Below are 21,607 nucleotides of genomic sequence, written 5' to 3' on the forward strand. Positions count from 1 at the left end.
CCAGCTTTTAAATACGAAAACCTCCCAACTCATGTTGGGAGGTTTTTTTGTTATATACTTTTATTTATTTAAGATGTTTTCAATATGGTTTGGATAGTGGTACAAACATTTTCTTTTCCTTATGAAGCGCAAATTGCAAAAACGCAGTTAGAGGCGGCTGAGATTCCTGCTCAAATTGAAAATGAGCACATGATTAATATGAATTGGCTTTACTCAAATGCCTTAGGTGGCGTTCGTTTATTGGTACCTGAAGTTTATGCAGATGAAGCAAAAGTGATTCTTGCGCAAGATTTTAGTGCTGAGCTAGAGCAAAGATTTGGTGTAAATGAAGAATGTTGTCCAAACTGTGGTAGTAAAAATATCGAAGCTTATATAAAAGGGAAGAAACCAGCTTATATCGTTTTCTTGTTGATTGGTTTTCCATTATTTTTTTATAAACACGGAAATAAATGTAAGCATTGCCAGTATTTTTGGAGTTAAGTCATCTTCGATTATAATTTAATAGCAAATTTATCTAACATTAATAAATCATTTAGAGAATGAAAATGACCAAGAAAAAACAATTAGATGCTGAGCACACAGTTGCTTTATTGATAATCTTAAAAAAACGTTTTGAACAAAACATGCATCGCCATCAAGGAGTCGATTGGGTAGAAGTAGAAAATAGATTAAAGCAACAACCAGAAAAGTTATGGTCACTCAATCAAATGGAAGAGACCGGTGGAGAGCCTGACGTAGTCATCTTGGACACTAAATCAAAAGAAATTGTATTTTGTGATTTTGCAGTAGAAACTCCGAAGGGGCGTAGAAGCTTATGTTATGACCGCAAAGCTTTAGAGTCTCGAAAAGAGCACAAGCCTGAAAGTAATGCGATCGATATTGCTGAAATAATAGGGATTGAATTATTGACAGAAGAGCAATATAAACAACTACAATCGATTGAAAATTTTGATTTAAAAACCTCTAGTTGGGTGAAAACACCAGATGATATTCGTGCATTGGGTGGTGCTATTTTTTGTGATAGCCGCTATGGCCGAGTATTTACCTACCATAACGGAGCGCAATCTTATTATGCAACTCGCGGATTTCGTGGTCTATTAAAAATCTAAAATTCTTAGTGTGAAATACCTCCTATAAAGAAACTTAAAGTTTTAGGTTAGGGCTATTTTTTATCTTTTAATTGTGCCAAGCGCTTGCTTGGTTTTGGTGATTTTGATACCTTAGTGCTCATATAAATATTCGAAAACGATGATCAATAATTGCTAGGAAGCACAGTATGCAACTTAATCCGATGTACTATAATGAACAACATCAAGCATTTGCTGATAATGTCCGTCGATTTGTACAAAAAGAAATGGCACCCTTTGTAAATGAATGGGATGAGGCAGAAACCTTTCCAAGAGAGCTTTATAAAAAAGCAGCAGAGATTGGCTTGCTCGGTCTAGGCTTTGGTGAGGAATATGGTGGTATTCCTGATGCTGATCCATTTTATTCTTTATTGGCTGGTGTCGAGATGGCGAAAGCAGGATCGGGAGGTGTACATATTTCGTTGATGGTGCATACCATTGGTGCTCCTCCAATTCAGCATTTTGGTAGTGAAGAATTAAAAGCCAAAGTGTTGCCTGACATTATCTCAGGAGAAAAGATTTCTGCTTTAGCAGTCACTGAGCCTGGTGGTGGTTCTGATGTAGCGGCACTCCAGACCAAAGCGATTCGTGACGGCGATGATTATATTGTTACTGGTGAGAAGACTTTTATCACCTCTGGTATTCGTGCGGATTACTATACGGTTGCTGTGAGAACGGACCTATCTAAAACTGGGGCAGAAGGCATTTCAATGCTATTGATTGATGCGCATAGCGAGGGTATTACCAAAACACCATTAAAGAAAATGGGGTGGTGGGCATCGGATACGGCACATTTACATTTTGATCAAGTGCGTGTGCCTGCATCGAACTTGCTGGGTAAGGAAAACTCTGGTTTTAAAGTGATTATGAATAACTTTAATATGGAGCGTTTTTTCTTGGGCGTGGTTGCTTATGGTTATGCACAGGTTTGTTATGAAGAGGCTCTGGATTGGGCGCAACAGCGTAAAACATTTGGTAAGCGTTTGATCGATCATCAAGTGGTTCGTCATAAGTTGGTCGACATGGCAACTCAACTGACTACCACGCGCGCCTTACTTGAAGAAACAGCTTGGAAAATGACGCAGCCTCAGTTACAAGGTGCTGAGCTAGTCGCTCAAATTTCGATGTTAAAGAATGTAGCAACTCGCACCATGCAGTTCTGTGCTGATGCTGCTGTCCAGACATTAGGTGGCATGGGCTTTATGCGTGGAACCAAGTCTGAGCGTATTTATCGAGAAGTGAAGGTGAATATGATTGGTGGTGGTGCGGAAGAAATTATGAAGGATTTGATTAGTAAGCAGTTGGGTTACTGATCTTTATATGCGGGAGACTATTTTATTGATTCGATCCAATAGTCTCCTTTCCCTTCTGGATGAACTGCGATATACCAAAGTGATGAGTCTTTAGCGTATAAGAAAAATTGAAATCCTTTATCCTGCATTTCCTTTTTTGTGCCTCAGTTTACACTACTTATTTTAATTGGAATTGCACCTTGATCGCTAAAATAGTCTAAGTCGGTTGGAGAGAAGGTAAAGGAGCCATGACCAATATTTAAATCAAGGTTATTTATTTCAATAATATTTTTTGTGCTTGGCGGTAAAATTGGAGTAACCAACCACGTTCAAAAGCATGTTCTGTTTGAGCATGTTGTAGATCTATGAATTTTGTTGTAACCGTATCATTTGTACAACCAATTATTGCGATTGTGCTCAATATGAGGAGCTGTTTCATAAGCTGTACTCAAGTAATAGAATAAAATTTTAAAGGACATTGGTATAATTTCGAGTGTACTTGTATATTAAGCTTTCTAATGATTAGGTTGTATGTTAGATATTGGTCCCACATCCATACCATCATACGAGTCAATATTATTATTTTCCGCAAACTTATAAAAGAATGCATTACTCTTTAAAAGAGTGTCAGGTGTATGAATCTCAATTTTTTCGATATGTAACCACCATAAATCAATATCATTTGGAGTGTCTTTATCACTCAAATAAATGTCTATGACTCTATATCCTTCAGCTTCTAATAGAGGTGCTATTTTTTCTAGTTTTTCTTTATTTGAGTCTGTAAAAAAATAGCCCCATAACATAGGTTTTGACATATCCCAGTCAGTATTTATACTAATATTATTAAACATTTCAATGAGAGAGTCCTTGGTAATCATATTATTTACTTGACCATGGGTAGTTGCTGAAATCGAGAATATTATTGCTAAAACAATATTTTTTAGATAATGAAAACTTATCATATTTTTCGATACCTTAATTAAATTAGTGTGAAGAGTATCTATAATGAGAATTTGAAAAGTGTTTATTTCAAAGCCATTTCCCAGACCATTTCCGTCAACTCATCAATCTTTACTTTGCCTTCTGGTCTGTACCACGTCACTGTCCAAGAAATCGAACCGCCGACCAAACGACGCCAGATAAAAGCATCATGTTTGACCTTGCCTTGAGTGCATAATTTTTCGATGACATCGAGCCAAACTTGCTCATACTCATTCCGCATTTTCAAAAGATAATCTTGTTTTTCTTTAGATAAAGCGAACCATTCATGTACCAATACTGCCATTGCAGCACCTGTATCACCTGTAATTGAAATCAACTCAGCTTTGATTAAATCACGTAATTGTTGTTCTGGATCATTTGAGCGTTCAGCCGCTTCTTTTAGACGAGCAAAGTTATAAATGATGGTTTGCTCCATCACTGTCGCTAAAATCTCGTCTTTGCTTTTGAAGTGATGGAATAGGCTGCCCGATTGAATACCAATAAATTCACCGAGTTGGCGGACGGTAGTTTTGTCATAACCTTGTTTATAAAACAAATAAGCGGCACCAAGCAGCAAACGTCCACGAGGGCTGTCGTCAAAACAAACAATTTTGGGTATTTGCTCAATTGAGGTTGCGATCATGCCAGTTCGTTATCCCGTTAAATCTAAGTGTATTGTAACAAAATTCATTTCATGAATTGTCTTATCTTTTTATAACAAGCATTTGCTTCTAAAAGTCTATTTTTGCCAATACAGCATATCATTATGCACTTTACAAACCAAGCACTTGCTTGGTAATGTTAAGGTGTTTCTGAAATAACAATGAGAAAGCTCATGACAAGCGTCAAACAGGATGACCAGAAAGTAGTAAAAATTGGCTGTGCTTCAGGCTTTTGGGGAGATACCAATACCGCTGCTTTCCAATTGGTGCACCTTAGTGATATTAACTATTTAGTCTTTGATTATCTGTCTGAAATCACCATGTCGATTATGGCAAAAGCGATGATGAATGATCCAAGTCATGGTTATGCGTTGGATTTTGTTAGTCGGGTGATGTCTCCTTTAATCAATAAAATTGCTGAGAAAAAAATTAAAGTCATTAGCAATGCAGGTGGCGTCAATCCATTGGCATGTCGTGATGCCTTACAAAAAATTATTGATGAGAAAGGCTTAGATCTAAAAGTTGCGGTGGTACTTGGTGATGATGTGTTGCCAAAACATGCTGAATTATTAAAACAAAATGTGCAAGAAATGTTTAATGGCGAGCCTTTGCCAGCCCATGTCGCTAGTAGTAATGCTTATCTAGGTGCAGTTGCGATTCGTGATGCTTTGGACTTAGGCGCGGATATCGTGATTACGGGGCGTGTGGTGGATTCGGCTGTTGTTCTGGCTCCTTTGCTACATGAGTACAAATGGGCGTTGGATGATTATGACAAGCTTGCACAAGGTTGTTTAGCTGGACATGTAATTGAATGCGGTGCGCAATGTACAGGCGGTAATTTTACCGATTGGCGTTTGGTTGATGGCTTTGACAACATGGGCTTTCCAATTGTTGAAGTCAGTGCCGATGCTTCATTCATTGTGACTAAACCACAAGGCACAGGTGGTTTAGTGTCGACCGCTACGGTTGCCGAACAGATTGTTTATGAGATTGGCGATCCTCAAGCTTACTATTTACCTGATGTGACCACAGATTTTAGCCAAGCTCATTTAGAGCAAGTCGGCGAGCATCGCGTAAAAGTGACTGGCGCGACAGGACGAGCGCCTACACCACAATATAAAGTCAGTGCGACCTATGCGGATGGTTATCGTGTCTTGGTTAGTTTCCTTATTGCTGGACGCGAAGCACCTGAAAAAGCGCAAGTGATTGCGGATGCGATCATCAATAAATGTGAACGTGTCCTCGCATTGCGTTCAGTACCGCCATTTAGTGAAAAATCTGTCGAAATTCTAGGGATTGAAAGTACTTATGGCGCACACGCCAAAGTCAAAGATAGTCGTGAAGTCGTGGTGAAGATTGCAGTTAAGCATATGTTTAAAGAAGCTTGTATGTTCTTTGCATCTGAGATTGCTCAAGCATCGACCGGTATGGCACCTGCTTTGGCAGGCATTGTAGGCGGGCGTCCTAAAGCATCGGCAGTGGTCAAATTATTCTCTTTCCTGATTGATAAAGATCAAATCAAGGTTGAGGTGGATTTTGCAGGCCAGCGTCATCCTGTACAGATTCCAACAGGTTCAGTAACACAAGATTTTGTTTCTCATTCAGTTGGTGAGGTCGCAACCTATCAAGGCGATGAGATTGAGGTGCCTTTAATTGATGTTGCTCATGCACGTAGTGGTGATAAAGGTAACCATAGCAATATTGGTGTGATTGCACGTAAAGCGGAATATTTACCTTGGATTCGGGCTGCATTGACTGAGGGCAGTGTTGCCGAATATATGCAGCATGTTTTAGATCCTGAAAAATCCAAGGTGATTCGTTATGAGTTACCTGCGATGAATGCATTGAATTTTATGTTGGAAAATGCGCTAGGTGGAGGTGGAATTGCCAGTTTACGTATTGATCCACAAGGTAAGGCATTTGCGCAGCAATTATTGGATATGCTAGTGAAAATCCCAGCAAAGTTGTTAGAAAAATAAAGTAAAGGATGTAGAGCAAAATGAGTTATCAATCAATTTTTAGAACCGATGCATTTGCCGATAAAGTGATTATCGTTACAGGTGGTGGTTCTGGTATTGGGCGCTGTACGGCACATGAGCTGGCATCTTTGGGTGCGCAAGTCGTGATCACAGGGCGCAAAATTGAAAAGCTGGAAAAAGTTAGCCAAGAAATCATAGAGGACGGTGGCAAAGTCCATTTCATCGTTTGCGATAACCGTGATGAAGAACAAGTCAAAAGCATGATAGCCGAAGTGATTGAAAAATTTGGCAAGCTGAGTGGTCTAGTGAATAACGCTGGTGGTCAGTTTCCTTCTGCACTCGAAAATATTTCTGCCAATGGCTTTGATGCTGTGGTCCGTAACAATCTGCACTCTACATTCTACTTAATGCGTGAAGCTTATAATCAATGGATGGCAAAGCATGGTGGCAGTATCGTCAACATGACCGCAGATATGTGGGGCGGTATGCCGGGTATGGGGCATTCAGGGGCGGCACGTTCAGGGGTAGATAATCTAACCAAAACGGCTTCGGTGGAATGGGGTAAATCAGGCGTACGTGTTAATGCAGTTGCACCAGGTTGGATTATTTCCTCTGGTATGGATAACTACAGCGGTGACTTTGCCAAAGTCATTATTCCAAGTTTGGCAGGTAATGTTCCGTTAAAACGTATGGGGACGGAATCAGAAATTTCTTCAGCGATTTGTTATTTACTTTCTGATGCAGCGGCTTTTGTTTCAGGGGTGACTTTACGTATTGACGGTGCAGCATCACAAGGTACGCGCATGTACCCATTGGCGGATGCCACCAACAATGAAGCATTTAATGGTTTCCACCGTGCATTTATTCCAGATATTTTTAAAAATACAGATGGAGAATAAATGATGACTATTCTTCAATCTGAAATCGCTGTAGGTAGTGAGCAATACGAGCAAAACCGTGAAGCGTTATTAAGTCAGCTTGCAGAAGTTCGTGCTGTACAGCAAAAAAGCATTGATAAATCGTATGCTGCAAAACCGAAGTTTGACAAGAAAGGCAAAATCTTGCCGCATGAACGTGTACGTTTATTGCTTGATGCTGATTCACCATTTATCGAGCTGTGTGGCTTAGTCGGCTACAACATGCATGATGATAAAGATGGTTCTGAAGCTGGTGGTGGCATCATTGCTGGGATCGGCTTTGTGAGTGGTGTACGCGCTTTAGTGTCTGCCAGTAATAGTGCCATCAAAGGCGGCACCATGTCGCCAATGGGTGTTCAGAAAACCTTACGTTTGCAAAAAATCGCGATTGAACAAAAGTTACCGATGGTGACTTTGACTGAAAGTGGTGGGGCAAACTTAAATTATGCCGCAGAAGTATTTACCTATGGCGGAATGACTTTTGCCAATCAAGCTCGATTATCTGCAACAGGCATTCCGCAAGTCGCAGTCGTACATGGCAATGCAACCGCAGGCGGGGCATATCAACCAGGTCTATCTGACTATGTGATCGCGGTGCGCAAACAAACTGAAATGTTGTTGGCAGGTCCACCTCTGTTGCTGGCTGCAACAGGTGAAGTGGCAACAGCTGAAGAACTGGGTGGTGCAGAAATGCATACCCAAGTTTCAGGGGTAGCGGAATATCTTGCTGAAAATGATGCCGATGGTATTCGTTTGGCACGAGAAATTTTTGAGCATTTGAACTGGAAAGAACAAACCACACGTCTCAATCAAGAATACAAAGAACCTCGTTATTCAGCAGAAGAGCTATTAGGCATCATCCCACAAGATCCAAAACAACCTTTCGATATGAAAGAAATTGTGGCTCGCATTATTGATGATTCTGACTTTCTGGAGTTTAAACAAGAATACGATGCTTTAACGGTATGTGGCTGGGCAAAAATGGGTGGGGTGCATATTGGTATTATTACCAATAATGGTCCGATTACACCACAAGGTGCAGTCAAAGCGGCACAGTTTATTCATCTCTGTGAGCAGACCCAACGTCCGCTTTTATTTTTGCATAACACTACAGGTTTTATGGTTGGAACAGATGCGGAACAGAACGGCATCATTAAGCATGGTTCCAAGTTGATTCAGGCCGTTGCCAATGCCACTGTGCCTAAAATTTCGATCATTGTTGCTGGTTCTTATGGTGCAGGTAACTATGCAATGTGCGGACGCAGTCTTTCACCGAGCTTTATTTTTGCGTGGCCAAACTCACATGTCGCGGTCATGGGATCAGCACAGGCTGGCAAGGTGTTGCGTATCGTTGCTGAGGGTAAGCAAAAAGCTTCTGGCATGGAACCAAATCCACAAATGTTAGATTTTCTTGAGCAAAGTACTGCCATGAAACTTGAGCAGCAGTCGACTGCCTTATTCAACACTGCAATGCTGCATGATGATGGCATTATCGATCCAAGAGATACGCGTAAGGTCCTGATCTTTTTATTGCAAACCATATATGAAGCACAGCAACGTGAGTTGAATCCAACCCGATTTGGTGTGTCGAGATTTTAATTTTCAATCCCTTATCCTCGCCTTCTCCCTCAGAGAGAGGGTTTAGGAGAAGGGGCATAAATAATTTAAGGAAAAAAACAATGAAATTTACCGCAGAGCATGATGCCTTACGTCGCACTACACGCCAGTTTGTAGAAAATGAATTGAATCCATTTATTCCAGAGTGGGAGGAAGCAGGCCGTTTTCCAATTCATGATGTATTTAAAAAAATGGGGAATTTGGGTTTATTAGGCATCTGTAAACCTGAAGAAAATGGCGGTTTGGGCTTAGATTATTCTTATAACCTTGTAGTTGCAGAAGAATTAGGTCGTGCTGCATGTGGCGGTGTGCCACTTGCGATTGGTGTGCAAACCGATATGGCAACGCCTGCGCTTGCTCGCTTTGGTAGTAAAGAACTTCGAGATGAGTTTCTCAATCCAGCCATTCTGGGTGAATATGTCGCCGCGATTGCTGTTTCAGAAGTACATGCAGGTTCTGATGTCGCTGCGATTAAAACCACAGCCAAAAAAGATGGTGATGACTATGTGATCAATGGCAGCAAAATGTGGATTACTAACTCGCTCCAAGCGGATTTCTTTTGTCTACTTGCCAACACATCTGATGACAAACCACATGTCAATAAATCGATGATCATTGTACCTGCCAAGACCGCAGGGATCAGTTTTTCAGAGCCACTCAATAAGTTGGGAATGCGTTCGACCACAACCGCCCAAGTTTATTTTGACAATGTGCGCGTACCGCAGCGTAATCTCGTTGGTGCGGAAGGCATGGGCTTTATGATGCAAATGATGCAGTTCCAAGAAGAGCGTATGTGGGCCTGTGCCAATGCGGTCGGTGGTATGGAAAAAGTGATTCAGCAAACCATTGATTATGCGAAAGAGCGGACGACGTTTGGTCAGCCATTGATTAATAATCAATATGTGCATTTTCGTTTTGCAGAGCTGATGACTGAAGTTGAAGCATTGCGAGCACTGACGAATCAAGCCTGTGAACAACATATTGCAGGGGAAAATGTCACCATGTTGGCATCAATGGCAAAACTCAAAGCAGGGCGTTTAAGCCGTGAAGTCGCAGATAGCTGCCTGCAATATTGGGGAGGGAATGGTTTCATGTGGGATAACCCAGCATCGCAATTGTTCCGTGATGGGCGTTTAGGCTCGATTGGTGGTGGTGCGGATGAGATTATGCTGGGGATCATTTGTAAACTCATGGATATCTTGCCGAAGAAACAGAAGAACTAGGAGAAGAATGATGACACTTTCAGCTTCTCTTGCGCGTTTAGATGTCGATGACAGCATTCAACTTGAACAAGAAGGCAGTATTTTAACGCTTTGGCTGAATCGTCCTGAGAGTCGTAATGCCATGAGTTTAAATATGGTCAATGCCATTCAACAGGTCTTTGCGCATATCTCTGATGATGCTTCGGTTCGCGCCGTGATTCTGCGCGGTAAAGGCGGTCACTTCTGTGCAGGAGGTGACATTAAGGATATGGCAGCACTTCGTGCAGAAGCTGCCAATGCAGGTAGCTTGCAGCCTTATGTTGATTTTAATCGCCGCTTTGGAGCCATGATTGAATATGTGGATCAAGCACCGCAAACTGTGGTGGTCGTGCTTGAGGGTGCAATATTGGGCGGTGGTTTTGGTTTGGCTTGTGTCTCTGATATTGCGATTAGCCGTAATGATGCCCAATTTGGTTTGCCCGAAACAGGGCTAGGCATATTGCCTGCGCAAATTGCACCTTTTGTGGTGAAACGTATTGGTTTGACTCAAGCACGTCGTTTGGCATTATTGGGTTTACGTTTTAACGGTGAGGCCGCATTAACGTACGGGGTGGTGCATCAAGTCGCTCAAGATGATGCCGAGCTAGAACAACAGCTTGCTGAAACGATCCAACTGATTAAGCGTGCTGCACCATTGGCCTCTCGCGCAACTAAAGCCTTATTACATCGCACTTTAAATGAACCTTTAACTGTACTTTTGGATGATGCTGCACAGCAGTTTGCACAAGCGGTTGGTGGTGCAGAGGGCCAAGAGGGCACGATGGCATTTATTCAAAAACGTTTGCCAAATTGGACGTGAACAGTGAAATAGCAAAGCATCGCTTTGCCACTGTGCAAGCGAAAAGCTATGCTTTGAGGAACATAAAATGAAATTTTCAAAAGTATTAGTGGCCAACCGTGGCGAAATTGCAGTGCGGGTGATGGAAACGGCCAAAGCAATGGGCTATCAAACCGTTGCTGTATATTCCGATGCTGACGCCAATGCCCGACATGTTCAGGTTGCAGACGAAGCTGTGTATATCGGTGCATCTAAAGTTTCAGAATCTTATCTGTCGATTGCCAATATTATTGAAGCGTGCCAAAAGACAGGTGCTGATGCGGTCCATCCAGGATATGGTTTTTTGTCAGAAAATACTGACTTTGCACAAGCCTGCAGTGATCATGGTATTACCTTTATTGGTCCGAATGCCGCAGCAATTCATTTGATGGGTAGCAAGAGATTATCCAAAATTGCCATGATTGAGGCTGGTGTGCCGTGTGTACCGGGTTATGAAGGTGACCAACAGGATATTGAATACCTTGCTGAACAGGCAGAAAAAATCGGTTTCCCTTTAATGGTGAAAGCATCGGCTGGTGGTGGTGGGCGCGGTATGCGTTTGGTACACCAAGCTGTTGACGTATTGGAAGCTTTGAAAACTGCACGTTCTGAAGCTGAAAATGCTTTTGGTTCAGGTGAGCTGATTATTGAAAAAGCGGTCATCGCGCCTCGCCATGTTGAGATACAAGTGTTTGGGGATACGCATGGTCATTATGTGTATTTGTTCGAACGTGATTGTTCGATTCAACGCCGTCATCAGAAGGTGGTTGAAGAAGCACCGTGTCCAGTCATGACCCCTGAATTACGCCAAAAAATGGGTGAGGCTGCGGTTGCTGCGGCCAAAGCTTGTGATTACATCGGTGCGGGTACGGTAGAATTTCTACTTGATCAATCAGGCGAGTTTTATTTCTTGGAAATGAACACGCGTTTGCAAGTTGAACACCCCGTGACAGAAATGATTACAGGGCTTGATTTGGTTGAATGGCAATTACGAGTCGCCAATGGTGAAACTTTACCATTACAGCAACATGAACTGACCTTAAATGGTCATGCGATCGAAGTACGGTTGTATGCTGAAGATCCGCGTCAGGATTTTTTACCGCAAACAGGCAAAGTGTTACGTTGGCAACCTGCAGAGTTGCCGAATGTCCGTATTGATCATGGCATGTTGGAGCAAGGTGAAATTAGCCCATTCTATGACCCGATGGTGGCTAAAGTGATTGCCTATGGCAAAACACGTCAGGATGCAATTCGCCTACTGGCAAGAGCGGTCGATGATTGCGTGCTTTTGGGCGTGAATAGTAATAAACAATTCCTGTCTAATTTGTTACGTCATCCGATTATTGTCGCTGGGGATACCAATACCGCATTTATCCAGCAGCATTTTCAGGATGATGTGAGTCTGCATCAGCAAGTGTTAGAGCTTGAGACTTTGGCTGTTGCTGCCGCATTATTTACTCAACAAAATCAGTCCAATCAAGCGTGGCAAACCGGCGTTTCAGTTCCGTTCCCATTAAGATTGAAATATGCTGACCAGCAACTAATGTTGCATGTTCAGTCAAATCATCATCAAGTCACGGTTCAACTATGCGACCAACATGCTACGGTTGATTTGATCGATATTGTTGACGGGACAATTGTCTATCAAGCCAATGGTATACGCCGTAAGCTGAATTATGTTTTGGATCAGAATCAACTGTATTTAGATGCAGGCAATGGCAACATTGTGATTGAAAATAGCACCTATGCAGCGCCTGAAGCCGCAGAGGTTATTGGTGATGGCAAAATTCGTGCACCTATGGATGGTGCAATCGTTAATCTTTTGGTCAATGTCGGTGATACGGTGAGCAAAGGGCAGACCTTATTGGTGTTGGAAGCAATGAAGATTCAGCAACAAATCAAGTCTGATGTTGATGGGGTTGTTGATGAGTTAATTGGCCAAGTCGGACAACAAGTTAAAAAACGGCAATTACTGTTAAATGTTTCGATTGCCTAATCCATATTGAATAAAAAGCTAGGCCAGTCGACCTAGCTTTTTAATAAGGCGAATACAGGTGCTAATGAGCTTGTAGTATTTCCTTTTAATTCCTGTGTCGCAAATTCTGCTAAAGCTTGTTCATGCGCCAGTAAATATTTTAGAAAATCTTGGGTATCGACATCTGCATGTTGATTCATTCGTTCAAAGGTCGCCATAAATGGTTTTGTCCCTTGTTTGAGTAAGCGCATCGCGAGTTTCCAAGGGAGCTTTGCCATTGCAATACCCGATGCTTTGGCCTGTAGTTTGACATGAGGTCGAATCGAGGCAGTTCTCCCTTGTTCTTTTAAAAACAGTTGGAGTTTTTGCAGTGTTTGGGTTTCCAGTTGCGCCAATATCTGCCATTTGTGTTGTTGGTCAACTGAACGCGAGTACTTGGCTGCATTGAGAAAAATCAATTCACCCAATATTTCCGATTCAAGTGCAATATTGAGATCTTGTTGATAATTTGGATAAGTCATTCCTTTGATTTCCATAAAAATTAAGCGTGATTGTGCAAGGTGGATGTCTGTCTGTGGATCAGTATAAGTAAAAAACCCCAGCGGTGAAATAGTGACCATCCCGATCAATGGGATGGTACTTATTTTATGGGAACATGCTTGATCTTAATGTTTCTAGGCGCTGTTGATACTGTTGCTGCCATTCGGCCTCGGAGAGCTGATTTTTCAACGGTTGCATGTCTTGTTGTAATTGTTGTAATGCTTGCTGGTATTGATTCACTTGTTGCTGTTGTTGTATTTCACGTTGATCCCGACGTTGAATGTCTTGTCGTTCCTGTTCCGTGAGATAACGTTGCTGCAAGATCTGTTTTAAACGTTCAGTCTCGGCAGGATTGTTGTGGTTTTGATTGAGTAATTCAATGGATTGTTCATACAGTCCAATTTTGCTTTGTTGTTGAGTTGCATCTGGATATCGACGTTGCAATTCCTCGAAAGCTTTTAAACGTTGTTCTGCATTCAGATTTCTATTTTGCTTAATCTCTGCATAAGAAAATTTGTAATCCGCATAATTACGCTCTTGCCCAAAACCAAGCATCGCTTCAGCCTTCCCCAGCGTTTGTTCTCTTAATTTCCATAAAGCATTGAAACGTTCTTGCGGAGATAAAGAGGTTGAAAGCACTGTACTTTGCATGTGCTGTTCATATTGCGGCATACGTTTTAATAAATTTTCAACCAAATGCGCAAATTCTCGGTCAGGATAATCTGCCAATGCTTTTGCTAAAGCCGCATTACAGTCTTGTACATGACAATTCGCTTTAAAGTCATTCAAAAATTGAGTGATATTTCCAGGTTGCTTCTGAAGCACTTGTAATTGTCTCAATAAGGATTCTTGAAAAAGCTCATCTGTGGTTTTATTCTGCATAGTCCTATCTGTCGAATGCATTGTTGAATCATCAGAGAATGGCATGGTTTGGCTTTGTTGGATTGCAGCGGAAGAGGCGTTGCTCTTCCAGACTACAATTCCGACCAAGACCAGTAAAACAATAACGATTGTCAGTAATAGTCTTTTATTCATCCACAGTATTCCGTTTTATGGATTGTAGTTAAAATGTCCCATCACAGGGAAATGGTCAGAAAGATCCCATGTCATAAATAGTGGGTCTGCGGTAGAACGTACAATACGAACATCATTACGCGATTGAATCGGTTGGCGATGTGTATTTGAAGAAACCACATAATCCAAATATTCAACCGTCGTGCCACCTGAACCTGCGGCACCAGCCAATTTGTTGATACGAGGATCAAATGTAGATTCGGTATAACCCGTGCTGACGGGCGCAGTCGCGTTCAGATTGGTAAGCATGTCTTGATAATCTTGCGGCCATAACAGCTTGTTGACATTAAAGTCTCCGCCCATCAACACAGCATCAAAACTTGGGATATTTTGTTGGTTGATTAACTGACGGATTTGCTGGAACTGAACTTGGCGTAACGCACGTGCTTCGGTGGTATCAAACGAAGCGGTATGCGTTGAGGTCACATGATAGGCTTTACCGTTTTTGATAATTTCGGCATACAACACGCCTTTATCCGCAAAACAATCCGTCCCTGTACAATCTGGATAAATCTGTTGTGCTGTTTTCACAATAGGATAACGACTAACGATCACGAGACCACTATCAAATAAGTTATAACCTGAACCGACTGGGATATGTGTTTGATATGGATATTGTTGTGCCAGTTGATTCAACATCCCTGTACGAGAGGATGCAAATGCTTCTTGCATTAAAATCACATCATAACCATTTAAATGATTCGGAAGTTCTGCTAAACGCTCACTAATTTTACTTGCAACCATGGGCAGAGCGTAAATATTGTATGACAGTACTTTTAATTCATCTGCACTGCTTGAGATCGGTTCTTGGACAGTATTTTGATGGATGGTGTAATGAAAATCATCATAACCGCCTGTATATACTGCTTTAACCGCAGCCTGTGCCGATAAGCCTGAATAAGTAGTATTGATGCGATGAACATTTCGATCAGTATACCAAGGTGATGTAGTAGATGCCGTTTGGATGCCGTGCTTGATGGTACTTCCAGACCAAGTCCCCGTCATCGATTGTTTGAATGTCACTTGTGAGCTTCCACTAGAAACAATCGTATCAAAATTATAAGTCTGTCCAGATTTTAATCCTGAATAACGATTCATGCGCAGCACACGCTTGGTTTCATAAGGCGCAATTTGAGTTGCTTCTTGTGCCCACTGGTTTCCTTGTTCTAATGTTTGACTACCAGTATGGTTGACTTGTATTGATACAGTTTGAGGGGTGGTATTGGTAACAAAAACGTAAGAATCTGCCAGTGTATCTTGCATGGCAAATGTACTGACCAACAGTGCGGTTCCTACGCCAAATTTTATGTTGTTTATCCCCATTTTTTACTCTCCATGATGATCGTGCATTGTGATTGATGAACAAAGTATTCAATCTAACAATGATGTTAGTTTTCATTTTCGAAAAAATTATGATTGTTATTTGTTCGCAAATTATCATAATGAAAAAATATTGCTAAATCATGTAATTTTTAACCGTTTATCTGATGTTTTTATGAGAAAAGTTAAATTTTTAAGAGGGTGGTAACTTCTAGAATGAAATAGTCATTTGTGTTTAGGAAGGCGAGCATATTCGAAAAAGGGTGAATAATATTTAGGGGGAAGAATGTGCTTTGAAAAGAATGAATGTTGTTGTGAGGAGGGGGAATCTGACAGGATGATTGCCCTGACAGATTGAGTGTATGTAGGAAACGAAAGGGCTATTAAGCTTGATCAGCAGTACTGATGGCTGCACTGGCTTGTTTGAGGCTATAAAGAAGTTGTCCTAAAAGCACATCTTTATTGCTTAGCGTCACCATGACCATAGGATGGTGAGGTGCAGGAATTGAAGTAATGATTGCTTTGCCATTTTCTGCATCTAAGGTAATGCTTTGACATCCTGTGAGTTGAATTTCATTGAGAAAAGCACTCACCATCGCCAATATCGAACTGCTTACCGCTGCCAGTTTACTACTGTTATATGGGTTCTTTTTATAAATTGAAGCAAGTTCAAAACCATCAGTAGAGCAAAGCATAATATAGTCAATGCCTCGAATATTGATCAAAATATCGTTGGCCTGCGCTTTAGCGAATTGAATAAGTTCTTTTGGCGCGGTACGTTGTTGGCTAGGAATACTGAACATAATTCTTCTCTTTATAAAGTGATTAATTGGTGGCTTTTAAATTAACTTCTAATGTGGCAATCAGTGATTCAATCATCAGTAATATATGTTCTTGTTTGCGGGCGTCTATAAAAAATAATGGGTACTGATAGTTATTTTGAATTAACCAATCCCGATAGATTGAAGTAGGTTGTCCTTTATTTTCATCCACATGGGTAATGCCTATGGAAATGTTTTGTGTGTAGTCTTTAAATCTATCTAAATAGCCTTCGAGCTCTTCAAGTGGAACTTTACTATTGTGGTCGACCAGTAGCACCACACCCAATGCACCTTGGCAAATCACTGGCCAAATAAAGTCGAAACGAGTTTGCCCAGGCGTGCCATACAAACCGATTTTTACGCCATCATCAAGTGTGATCTCGCCGTAATCAATCCCAACCGTCGTTTCTACTTTATTATGCGCTTGGGTATCTGTATTGAATGCTTCCGTGGCAAGTACGGGAATTTCTGAAAGAGATTTGATCGCTTCAGTTTTCCCTGAACCCATACTTCCTGCGAAAACAATTTTATATTGTTGAAGTATCATATTATTCCTTAAAGCCCAAAACGGCGTCTAATTTTTCCGAAAAATTTGTTTAAAAAACCGTGTTGTTCTGTCGTTTGTTCAGCAGTCTCTGTTTTTAAGTAATGACTTTCTGAAGCTGAGACGATGTCACCATTGCTCGAAATGATGCAAGCTGAGATAAATTGTTGAACTGTTTGAATCGGTAGTTTTAATTGTGTAGCGACCTGACCAAGTTGAGCACCTTGGATAAAACAGGCTGAAAGTTGAAGGATAGTTTTACGATTAGTATGTTGAGTAGGTTGCGGCCAATAATCTATTTTGTAATATTCAGTTTCACTAGGGGCAAGGCATTGAAACGCTTCAGAGTGCCAAAAAAGATTCCACAACCAATCTTGTAAGTTATATTCAACTTTTCGCGAAACTTTGGTGAAATCAGATGTTGTGGCAAATTCATAATTAAAACTATGATTGGTCTGGGTGTGGGTACGTGTGGGTTCTAGCCAAGCAATTTGGCTGCGTGTATCAATAATTGCTAAAGTGCCATGATCATCAAAAAGATGCAGGCGAGCATTTTCTGGGTTTAACATCTCTGTTAAAAACTTCTGGTTGATTGCATTGTGTGTTGAAACAACCTCGACCTTGGGTTGCTGCAATCTTTGATCAGATAAATAACTTATAAGACGAAGATGAATCCAATTCTTTAAAGCATCGGAATGTTGGAATGGTAAGAAAAGTGTGTTGTGTTCCTCTAGGTGACTGGAACCTTGTCCTTTTGAAACTTTTAAACAAGGGAGTTGTTTTTGTTCTAAAATACGTTGGATACCTTCAGTATCAAAAAAATTTTCATTTATTAATAATAAGTCTATATTTGGATCGGCAATATTAATCCAATTAATGCCAAATTCATGAGGTATGGTTTTTCTAAGTTCTATTTTTAATTCGTCTGAAACTTTTAAACTTATACCTGAAATTGCGATATTAATGCAATGCCCATTCATAGTATCACTTTAATATTGGTAAAATATTGGACTGCGCAAAAAAAGTCTTTTATATAAAGACTAATATTAGACCTCTTATATTTTTCTTAATTTAATATAAATTAAAATAAATATAGGAAGTCTAATATATTAAATGTTTTGCGGTTGCTCGTTAAGCAAAGTCTAGCTCTTTCTCAAAAGTTTTGAGTTCATGACGAGCCATTGCAAGGTTAGATTTAGTGCGGTCTAGAACAACATAAAGGAACAGATTTCCATTGCTTTCCAATGGACGGATTAAGTGATAAGCCTTGCCAAGTGTAATGAGGATATCTTCGATATCATCATTCAGTTTCAATGAGTTAGCAACACGGCGTTTTGCTCGTACAACTTCGGTATTACCTGCAGCTGCAAGCTCTAAATCAATTGCGCCCCCACCTTGTGTTGCGAGCGCCAAGCCACTTTCTGTGTCTACTAATGCTGCTGCAACGAAACCATCAATGTTTGATAAGCTTTCTAATGAAATTTTAGCCATGATATTATCTCTACTGATACATTCTTGTTTATAAGTTTATATGCACTACTTTTGTTTTAATTGGTTTTCAAAAGTAGTTAATTTCATTATAGGAGACTAATTTATTAAATCAATCATGCTTTAGCCTAATTTAAATAATATAAATGTTAGGAATTGACAATTTTTGTCAAGTAAACAGAATATAATATTAATTAAGGATTATAATTTGTGGTAAATGTGATTTTATTCACAGTTGAGAGAGGTGTTTATTAGGTTTTTGTATTGTAAATAAATGTAAAAGTGTTTTAATTAGAATTATTAAATTAATAATTAAACAAACTAAAATATATGATAGAGAAAGGGATTAAGCTTTCTCTATCAGTGTGTAGTTATTTAGAAAGAAACTAATTGACTATATGCACAATATAAAATAATCAAAATAACCAATGCCACCAACGGAGCAGCGATATAGGACCACGTCGGTGTGAGCGGAGGGGTAGCTTCCAAAACTGTATCATCATGGGCATTTGGTTGTGCTTGATGAACCAGTTGATTAAACTCTTGCATGGTTGCTTCAAGAGAGATTTCTTCTTGTTCAACTGGTTTGGAGCCTAATAGCTCAGTTAACTGATTGGTTGACCACACCCAGTCTTCTGCTTGTCCAGATAAGTGCTCAATTTGACCCAACAGTAACTCTGTTAAACCTGCTAAACCAAAACTACCTGTTTGGTCTAATTGTTTTAATTCGGCGAATTGTAACGATAACACCTCAGTCAGACTCGTTTCTAATTCAGATGCGCTGAGCGTTGATTGGTTGTGCGCTGAGGTGGTCAGGTGTCGTGTAATTTCTTGGATATAAAGTGGATCAGAGTTTTGAACCTCTTGATACAACTTTTGATGATTTTGTTTCCAAAGGCTAATCAATCGGCCAAGCGCAAGCGCATTGATCTCATCAATATAAAGTTGCTTTTCTTTTTGAGAATATTGATTAAAAAGTTGTGGTTTTTGAATTTTAATTTGTTCAGAAAAATATTGAACTAAGTCAAATGCCATCAGGGATATCCTCGTTTAATCTAGAATTCTAAGAGAAGGTTTCTTTTTACTTGGTTCAGTTTTTTGCTTTGGTTCATCTGTTTGAGCTGTTGTGGTGACTTCAATATCGGTATATTCAGAAGGATCGAAAAATAAACCTTGTCCATTTTCTTTTGCATAGATACCCAATACGGCTTGAATGGGCACATAAATCTCTTTTGCTACGCCGCCAAATCGAGCGGAAAAACGAATCATTTCATTGCTGATGTTGAGCTGGTGAATCGCATGGGGTGCAAGATTTAAAACAATTTGCCCATCTTTCACAAATTGTAGCGGAACGTCGGTATGGGGTTGTGTTGCATCCACCAGTAAATAAGGTGTCAGTTGATTATCGCAAATCCATTCATAAATGGCACGAGCAAGATATGGGCGTGTCGGTGTTAAAGTTATTTGCTCAGACATAATTGAAAAACTTATTAAATCGTAGAAATCAATTCATTGTAGCTGTTTTTTTCTTGGGCTGTCATTGATTTAGTGAACGATGGACGGCTAAAGATACGATGACAATACAAGAAAATAGGTCGGCAGTGCTGTGCAGGTAGTTCAATCCCCATACTTTTTAATCTAAGAAAAATCGGCGCGAGCATACAATCTAAGATGGAAAAGGTTTCAGACATAAAAAAGGGGAAATGCTGGAACAAGGGAGTTAAGGAAATAAGAGTATCTCTGAGCTCTTTTTGTGCTTTTTTCTTTTGGTCTGGATCGAGCGTATCACTATGCCTCAACATCTGATCGGCAAGTTTGAACCAGTCCTGTTCGAAACGCCAGATATATTGGCGTTGCTCAGCTCTCGTCATGGGGGCGTCAGCATATAGTTTATTTTGACGATAGCGATCATCTAAATATTCAGCAATGACATTTGGTGAAAATAACTTTAGATTTTGCTCGATCAGCATCGGGAGTTGATTATATGGATTTAGATCTGCTAAATCTTCATCTTCATGGTCGGTTATGATGAGATGATATTTAATCTGCTTTTCTGCTAATAACAAGCGAATCCAGTGTGAACGGAAATCATCTGCATGACTATAAAGGGTAATGCCCTGAACTGGGGTATTCTCAACCGACGACATATTACAAAGCTAGAGATATAAACGGTTCAGCATACTAAAAAACTGTAGAAAAAGCACCCATGAAATATCATCATGGCTATAAATAAAAAAACCTCGGAGAAATCCGAGGTTTTTTGTCCAATTCGAAAAACGATTAACGTTTAGAGAACTGAGGACGTTTACGTGCTTTACGTAAACCAAGTTTCTTACGTTCAACTTCACGAGCATCACGAGTAACGAAACCAGCTTGACGAAGAGCAGGTTTTAGATCTTCATCAGCAGCAATCAATGCACGAGTAATACCGTGACGGATTGCGCCAGCTTGACCACCCATACCACCGCCTTTAACGGTAATATAAAGGTCAAATTTTTCAGTTACTTCTAAAAGCTCTAAAGGCTGACGCACAACCATACGAGCAGTTTCACGACCGAAATATTGCTCTAGAGTACGATTGTTAATTACGAGTTTGCCTGTACCAGCTGACAAGAAAACACGTGCAGTTGCGGTCTTACGGCGACCTGTACCATAATTAGTAGCCATGTGCTGTATCCCTTAGATGTCCAAAACTTGTGGCTGTTGAGCAGTATGAGGATGCTCAGTACCAGCGTACACTTTCATTTTTTTGATCATTGCATAACCAAGAGGACCTTTTGGTAACATACCTTTAACAGCTTTTTCTAAAACTGCTTCAGGTTTGTGAGCAATTAACTTCTCGAAGTTAGTCTCACGGATACCACCAGGGAAACCAGTATGGCGATAATATTTTTTATCAAGTGCTTTTTTACCAGTCACTTGAACTTGCTCAGCATTGATAACAACGATGTAATCACCAGTGTCAACGTGAGGAGTATAAGACGTTTTATGCTTACCGCGTAAACGACGAGCGATTTCAGTCGCAAGGCGACCTAAAGTTTTGCCAGAAGCATCAACAACATACCAGTCATGTTGAACTTCAGCTGGCTTAGCGCTGAGAGTTTTCATTAAACCACTACCTATTATAGTTGGTTTGGACGGTGAAATCTGTCCAAACAAAAGGAGACGGAATTTTACATGAATTTATAAAC

The 21,607-nt window shown here is 40.4% G+C and carries 23 protein-coding genes and 1 pseudogene; 9 read left to right on the top strand and 15 right to left on the bottom strand.

The window, feature by feature from the left end; all coding sequences use genetic code 11:
* Positions 1-84 precede the first annotated feature (84 nt).
* The 3 genes from EXE30_RS11770 (at position 85) to EXE30_RS11780 (ending at position 2,440) form a co-directional block, all read left to right on the top strand.
* Positions 85-480 carry a putative signal transducing protein gene (locus EXE30_RS11770; protein ID WP_130162549.1) on the top strand — a complete coding sequence of 132 codons (396 nt, stop codon included), beginning with the start codon at positions 85-87 and terminating at the stop codon, positions 478-480.
* 65 nt (positions 481-545) lie between these two features.
* Positions 546-1,109, top strand: coding sequence for a DUF4256 domain-containing protein (locus tag EXE30_RS11775; protein WP_130162550.1), 564 nt, complete (start codon positions 546-548; stop codon positions 1,107-1,109).
* A 167-nt stretch (positions 1,110-1,276) separates the two neighbouring features.
* Complete coding sequence (locus tag EXE30_RS11780; RefSeq protein ID WP_130162551.1) at positions 1,277-2,440, top strand: acyl-CoA dehydrogenase family protein; 1,164 nt, start codon at positions 1,277-1,279, stop codon at positions 2,438-2,440.
* A gap of 17 nt (positions 2,441-2,457) precedes the next feature.
* On the opposite strand, the pseudogene EXE30_RS11785 reads toward EXE30_RS11780, so the two are convergent.
* The 3 genes and pseudogenes from EXE30_RS11785 to EXE30_RS11795 form a co-directional block, all read right to left on the bottom strand.
* A pseudogene (locus EXE30_RS11785) lies at positions 2,458-2,858 on the bottom strand (hypothetical protein).
* A gap of 76 nt (positions 2,859-2,934) precedes the next feature.
* Positions 2,935-3,381, bottom strand: coding sequence for a ribonuclease E inhibitor RraB (locus tag EXE30_RS11790; protein WP_228256122.1), 447 nt, complete (start codon positions 3,379-3,381; stop codon positions 2,935-2,937).
* A gap of 62 nt (positions 3,382-3,443) precedes the next feature.
* Positions 3,444-4,043, bottom strand: coding sequence for a TetR/AcrR family transcriptional regulator (locus EXE30_RS11795; protein WP_130162552.1), 600 nt, complete (start codon positions 4,041-4,043; stop codon positions 3,444-3,446).
* A gap of 192 nt (positions 4,044-4,235) precedes the next feature.
* Here EXE30_RS11795 and EXE30_RS11800 point away from each other — a divergent pair, with 192 nt between their 5' ends.
* From EXE30_RS11800 to EXE30_RS11825, 6 genes are all read left to right on the top strand, one after another.
* The gene (locus EXE30_RS11800) at positions 4,236-6,041 is read left to right on the top strand and encodes an acyclic terpene utilization AtuA family protein (protein ID WP_130162553.1); all 1,806 of its coding nucleotides are present in this window, start codon (positions 4,236-4,238) and stop codon (positions 6,039-6,041) included.
* 20 nt (positions 6,042-6,061) lie between these two features.
* Positions 6,062-6,940 carry an SDR family oxidoreductase gene (locus EXE30_RS11805; RefSeq protein ID WP_130162554.1) on the top strand — a complete coding sequence of 293 codons (879 nt, stop codon included), beginning with the start codon at positions 6,062-6,064 and terminating at the stop codon, positions 6,938-6,940.
* 3 nt (positions 6,941-6,943) lie between these two features.
* Positions 6,944-8,557: an acyl-CoA carboxylase subunit beta gene (locus EXE30_RS11810; RefSeq protein ID WP_130162668.1), complete on the top strand. Its 1,614-nt coding sequence runs from the start codon at positions 6,944-6,946 to the stop codon at positions 8,555-8,557.
* Positions 8,558-8,637: 80 nt separating this feature from the next.
* On the top strand, positions 8,638-9,798 hold the full coding sequence (locus tag EXE30_RS11815; protein ID WP_005195202.1) for an acyl-CoA dehydrogenase family protein: 1,161 nt from the start codon (positions 8,638-8,640) through the stop codon (positions 9,796-9,798).
* Positions 9,799-9,808: 10 nt separating this feature from the next.
* Positions 9,809-10,636 carry an enoyl-CoA hydratase/isomerase family protein gene (locus tag EXE30_RS11820; protein WP_130162555.1) on the top strand — a complete coding sequence of 276 codons (828 nt, stop codon included), beginning with the start codon at positions 9,809-9,811 and terminating at the stop codon, positions 10,634-10,636.
* Positions 10,637-10,703: 67 nt separating this feature from the next.
* A complete protein-coding gene (locus EXE30_RS11825; RefSeq protein ID WP_130162556.1) occupies positions 10,704-12,650 on the top strand; it encodes an acetyl/propionyl/methylcrotonyl-CoA carboxylase subunit alpha in 1,947 nt (648 codons plus the stop codon).
* Positions 12,651-12,682: 32 nt separating this feature from the next.
* Here the strand turns inward: EXE30_RS11825 and EXE30_RS11830 are convergent, their stop codons facing one another.
* From EXE30_RS11830 to rplM, 12 genes are all read right to left on the bottom strand, one after another.
* Positions 12,683-13,150, bottom strand: a complete 468-nt coding sequence (locus tag EXE30_RS11830; RefSeq protein ID WP_130162557.1) for a hypothetical protein — start codon at positions 13,148-13,150, stop codon at positions 12,683-12,685.
* Between the two features lie 124 nt (positions 13,151-13,274).
* Complete coding sequence (locus EXE30_RS11835; protein ID WP_130162558.1) at positions 13,275-14,204, bottom strand: lipase secretion chaperone; 930 nt, start codon at positions 14,202-14,204, stop codon at positions 13,275-13,277.
* A 15-nt stretch (positions 14,205-14,219) separates the two neighbouring features.
* Complete coding sequence (locus EXE30_RS11840; RefSeq protein WP_130162559.1) at positions 14,220-15,566, bottom strand: sphingomyelin phosphodiesterase; 1,347 nt, start codon at positions 15,564-15,566, stop codon at positions 14,220-14,222.
* Positions 15,567-15,946: 380 nt separating this feature from the next.
* The gene (locus EXE30_RS11845) at positions 15,947-16,366 is read right to left on the bottom strand and encodes a roadblock/LC7 domain-containing protein (protein ID WP_130162560.1); all 420 of its coding nucleotides are present in this window, start codon (positions 16,364-16,366) and stop codon (positions 15,947-15,949) included.
* Positions 16,367-16,388: 22 nt separating this feature from the next.
* Positions 16,389-16,931, bottom strand: a complete 543-nt coding sequence (locus tag EXE30_RS11850; RefSeq protein ID WP_130162561.1) for a GTP-binding protein — start codon at positions 16,929-16,931, stop codon at positions 16,389-16,391.
* 8 nt (positions 16,932-16,939) lie between these two features.
* A complete protein-coding gene (locus EXE30_RS11855; protein ID WP_130162562.1) occupies positions 16,940-17,908 on the bottom strand; it encodes a hypothetical protein in 969 nt (322 codons plus the stop codon).
* A 151-nt stretch (positions 17,909-18,059) separates the two neighbouring features.
* Entirely contained in the window at positions 18,060-18,419 is a 360-nt protein-coding gene (locus tag EXE30_RS11860) for a roadblock/LC7 domain-containing protein (protein ID WP_005083406.1), read from the bottom strand.
* A 372-nt stretch (positions 18,420-18,791) separates the two neighbouring features.
* Positions 18,792-19,451: a hypothetical protein gene (locus EXE30_RS11865; protein ID WP_130162563.1), complete on the bottom strand. Its 660-nt coding sequence runs from the start codon at positions 19,449-19,451 to the stop codon at positions 18,792-18,794.
* Between the two features lie 15 nt (positions 19,452-19,466).
* Complete coding sequence (locus EXE30_RS11870) at positions 19,467-19,892, bottom strand: ClpXP protease specificity-enhancing factor (RefSeq protein WP_130162564.1); 426 nt, start codon at positions 19,890-19,892, stop codon at positions 19,467-19,469.
* Positions 19,893-19,906: 14 nt separating this feature from the next.
* On the bottom strand, positions 19,907-20,563 hold the full coding sequence (locus EXE30_RS11875; protein WP_130162565.1) for a glutathione S-transferase N-terminal domain-containing protein: 657 nt from the start codon (positions 20,561-20,563) through the stop codon (positions 19,907-19,909).
* Positions 20,564-20,696: 133 nt separating this feature from the next.
* Positions 20,697-21,083: a 30S ribosomal protein S9 gene (gene rpsI / locus EXE30_RS11880; protein ID WP_004669628.1), complete on the bottom strand. Its 387-nt coding sequence runs from the start codon at positions 21,081-21,083 to the stop codon at positions 20,697-20,699.
* 12 nt (positions 21,084-21,095) lie between these two features.
* Positions 21,096-21,524 carry a 50S ribosomal protein L13 gene (rplM, locus tag EXE30_RS11885; RefSeq protein WP_005056027.1) on the bottom strand — a complete coding sequence of 143 codons (429 nt, stop codon included), beginning with the start codon at positions 21,522-21,524 and terminating at the stop codon, positions 21,096-21,098.
* Between the last annotated feature and the right edge of the window lie 83 nt (positions 21,525-21,607).

This window comes from Acinetobacter halotolerans, assembly GCF_004208515.1.
Classification (GTDB): domain Bacteria; phylum Pseudomonadota; class Gammaproteobacteria; order Pseudomonadales; family Moraxellaceae; genus Acinetobacter; species Acinetobacter halotolerans.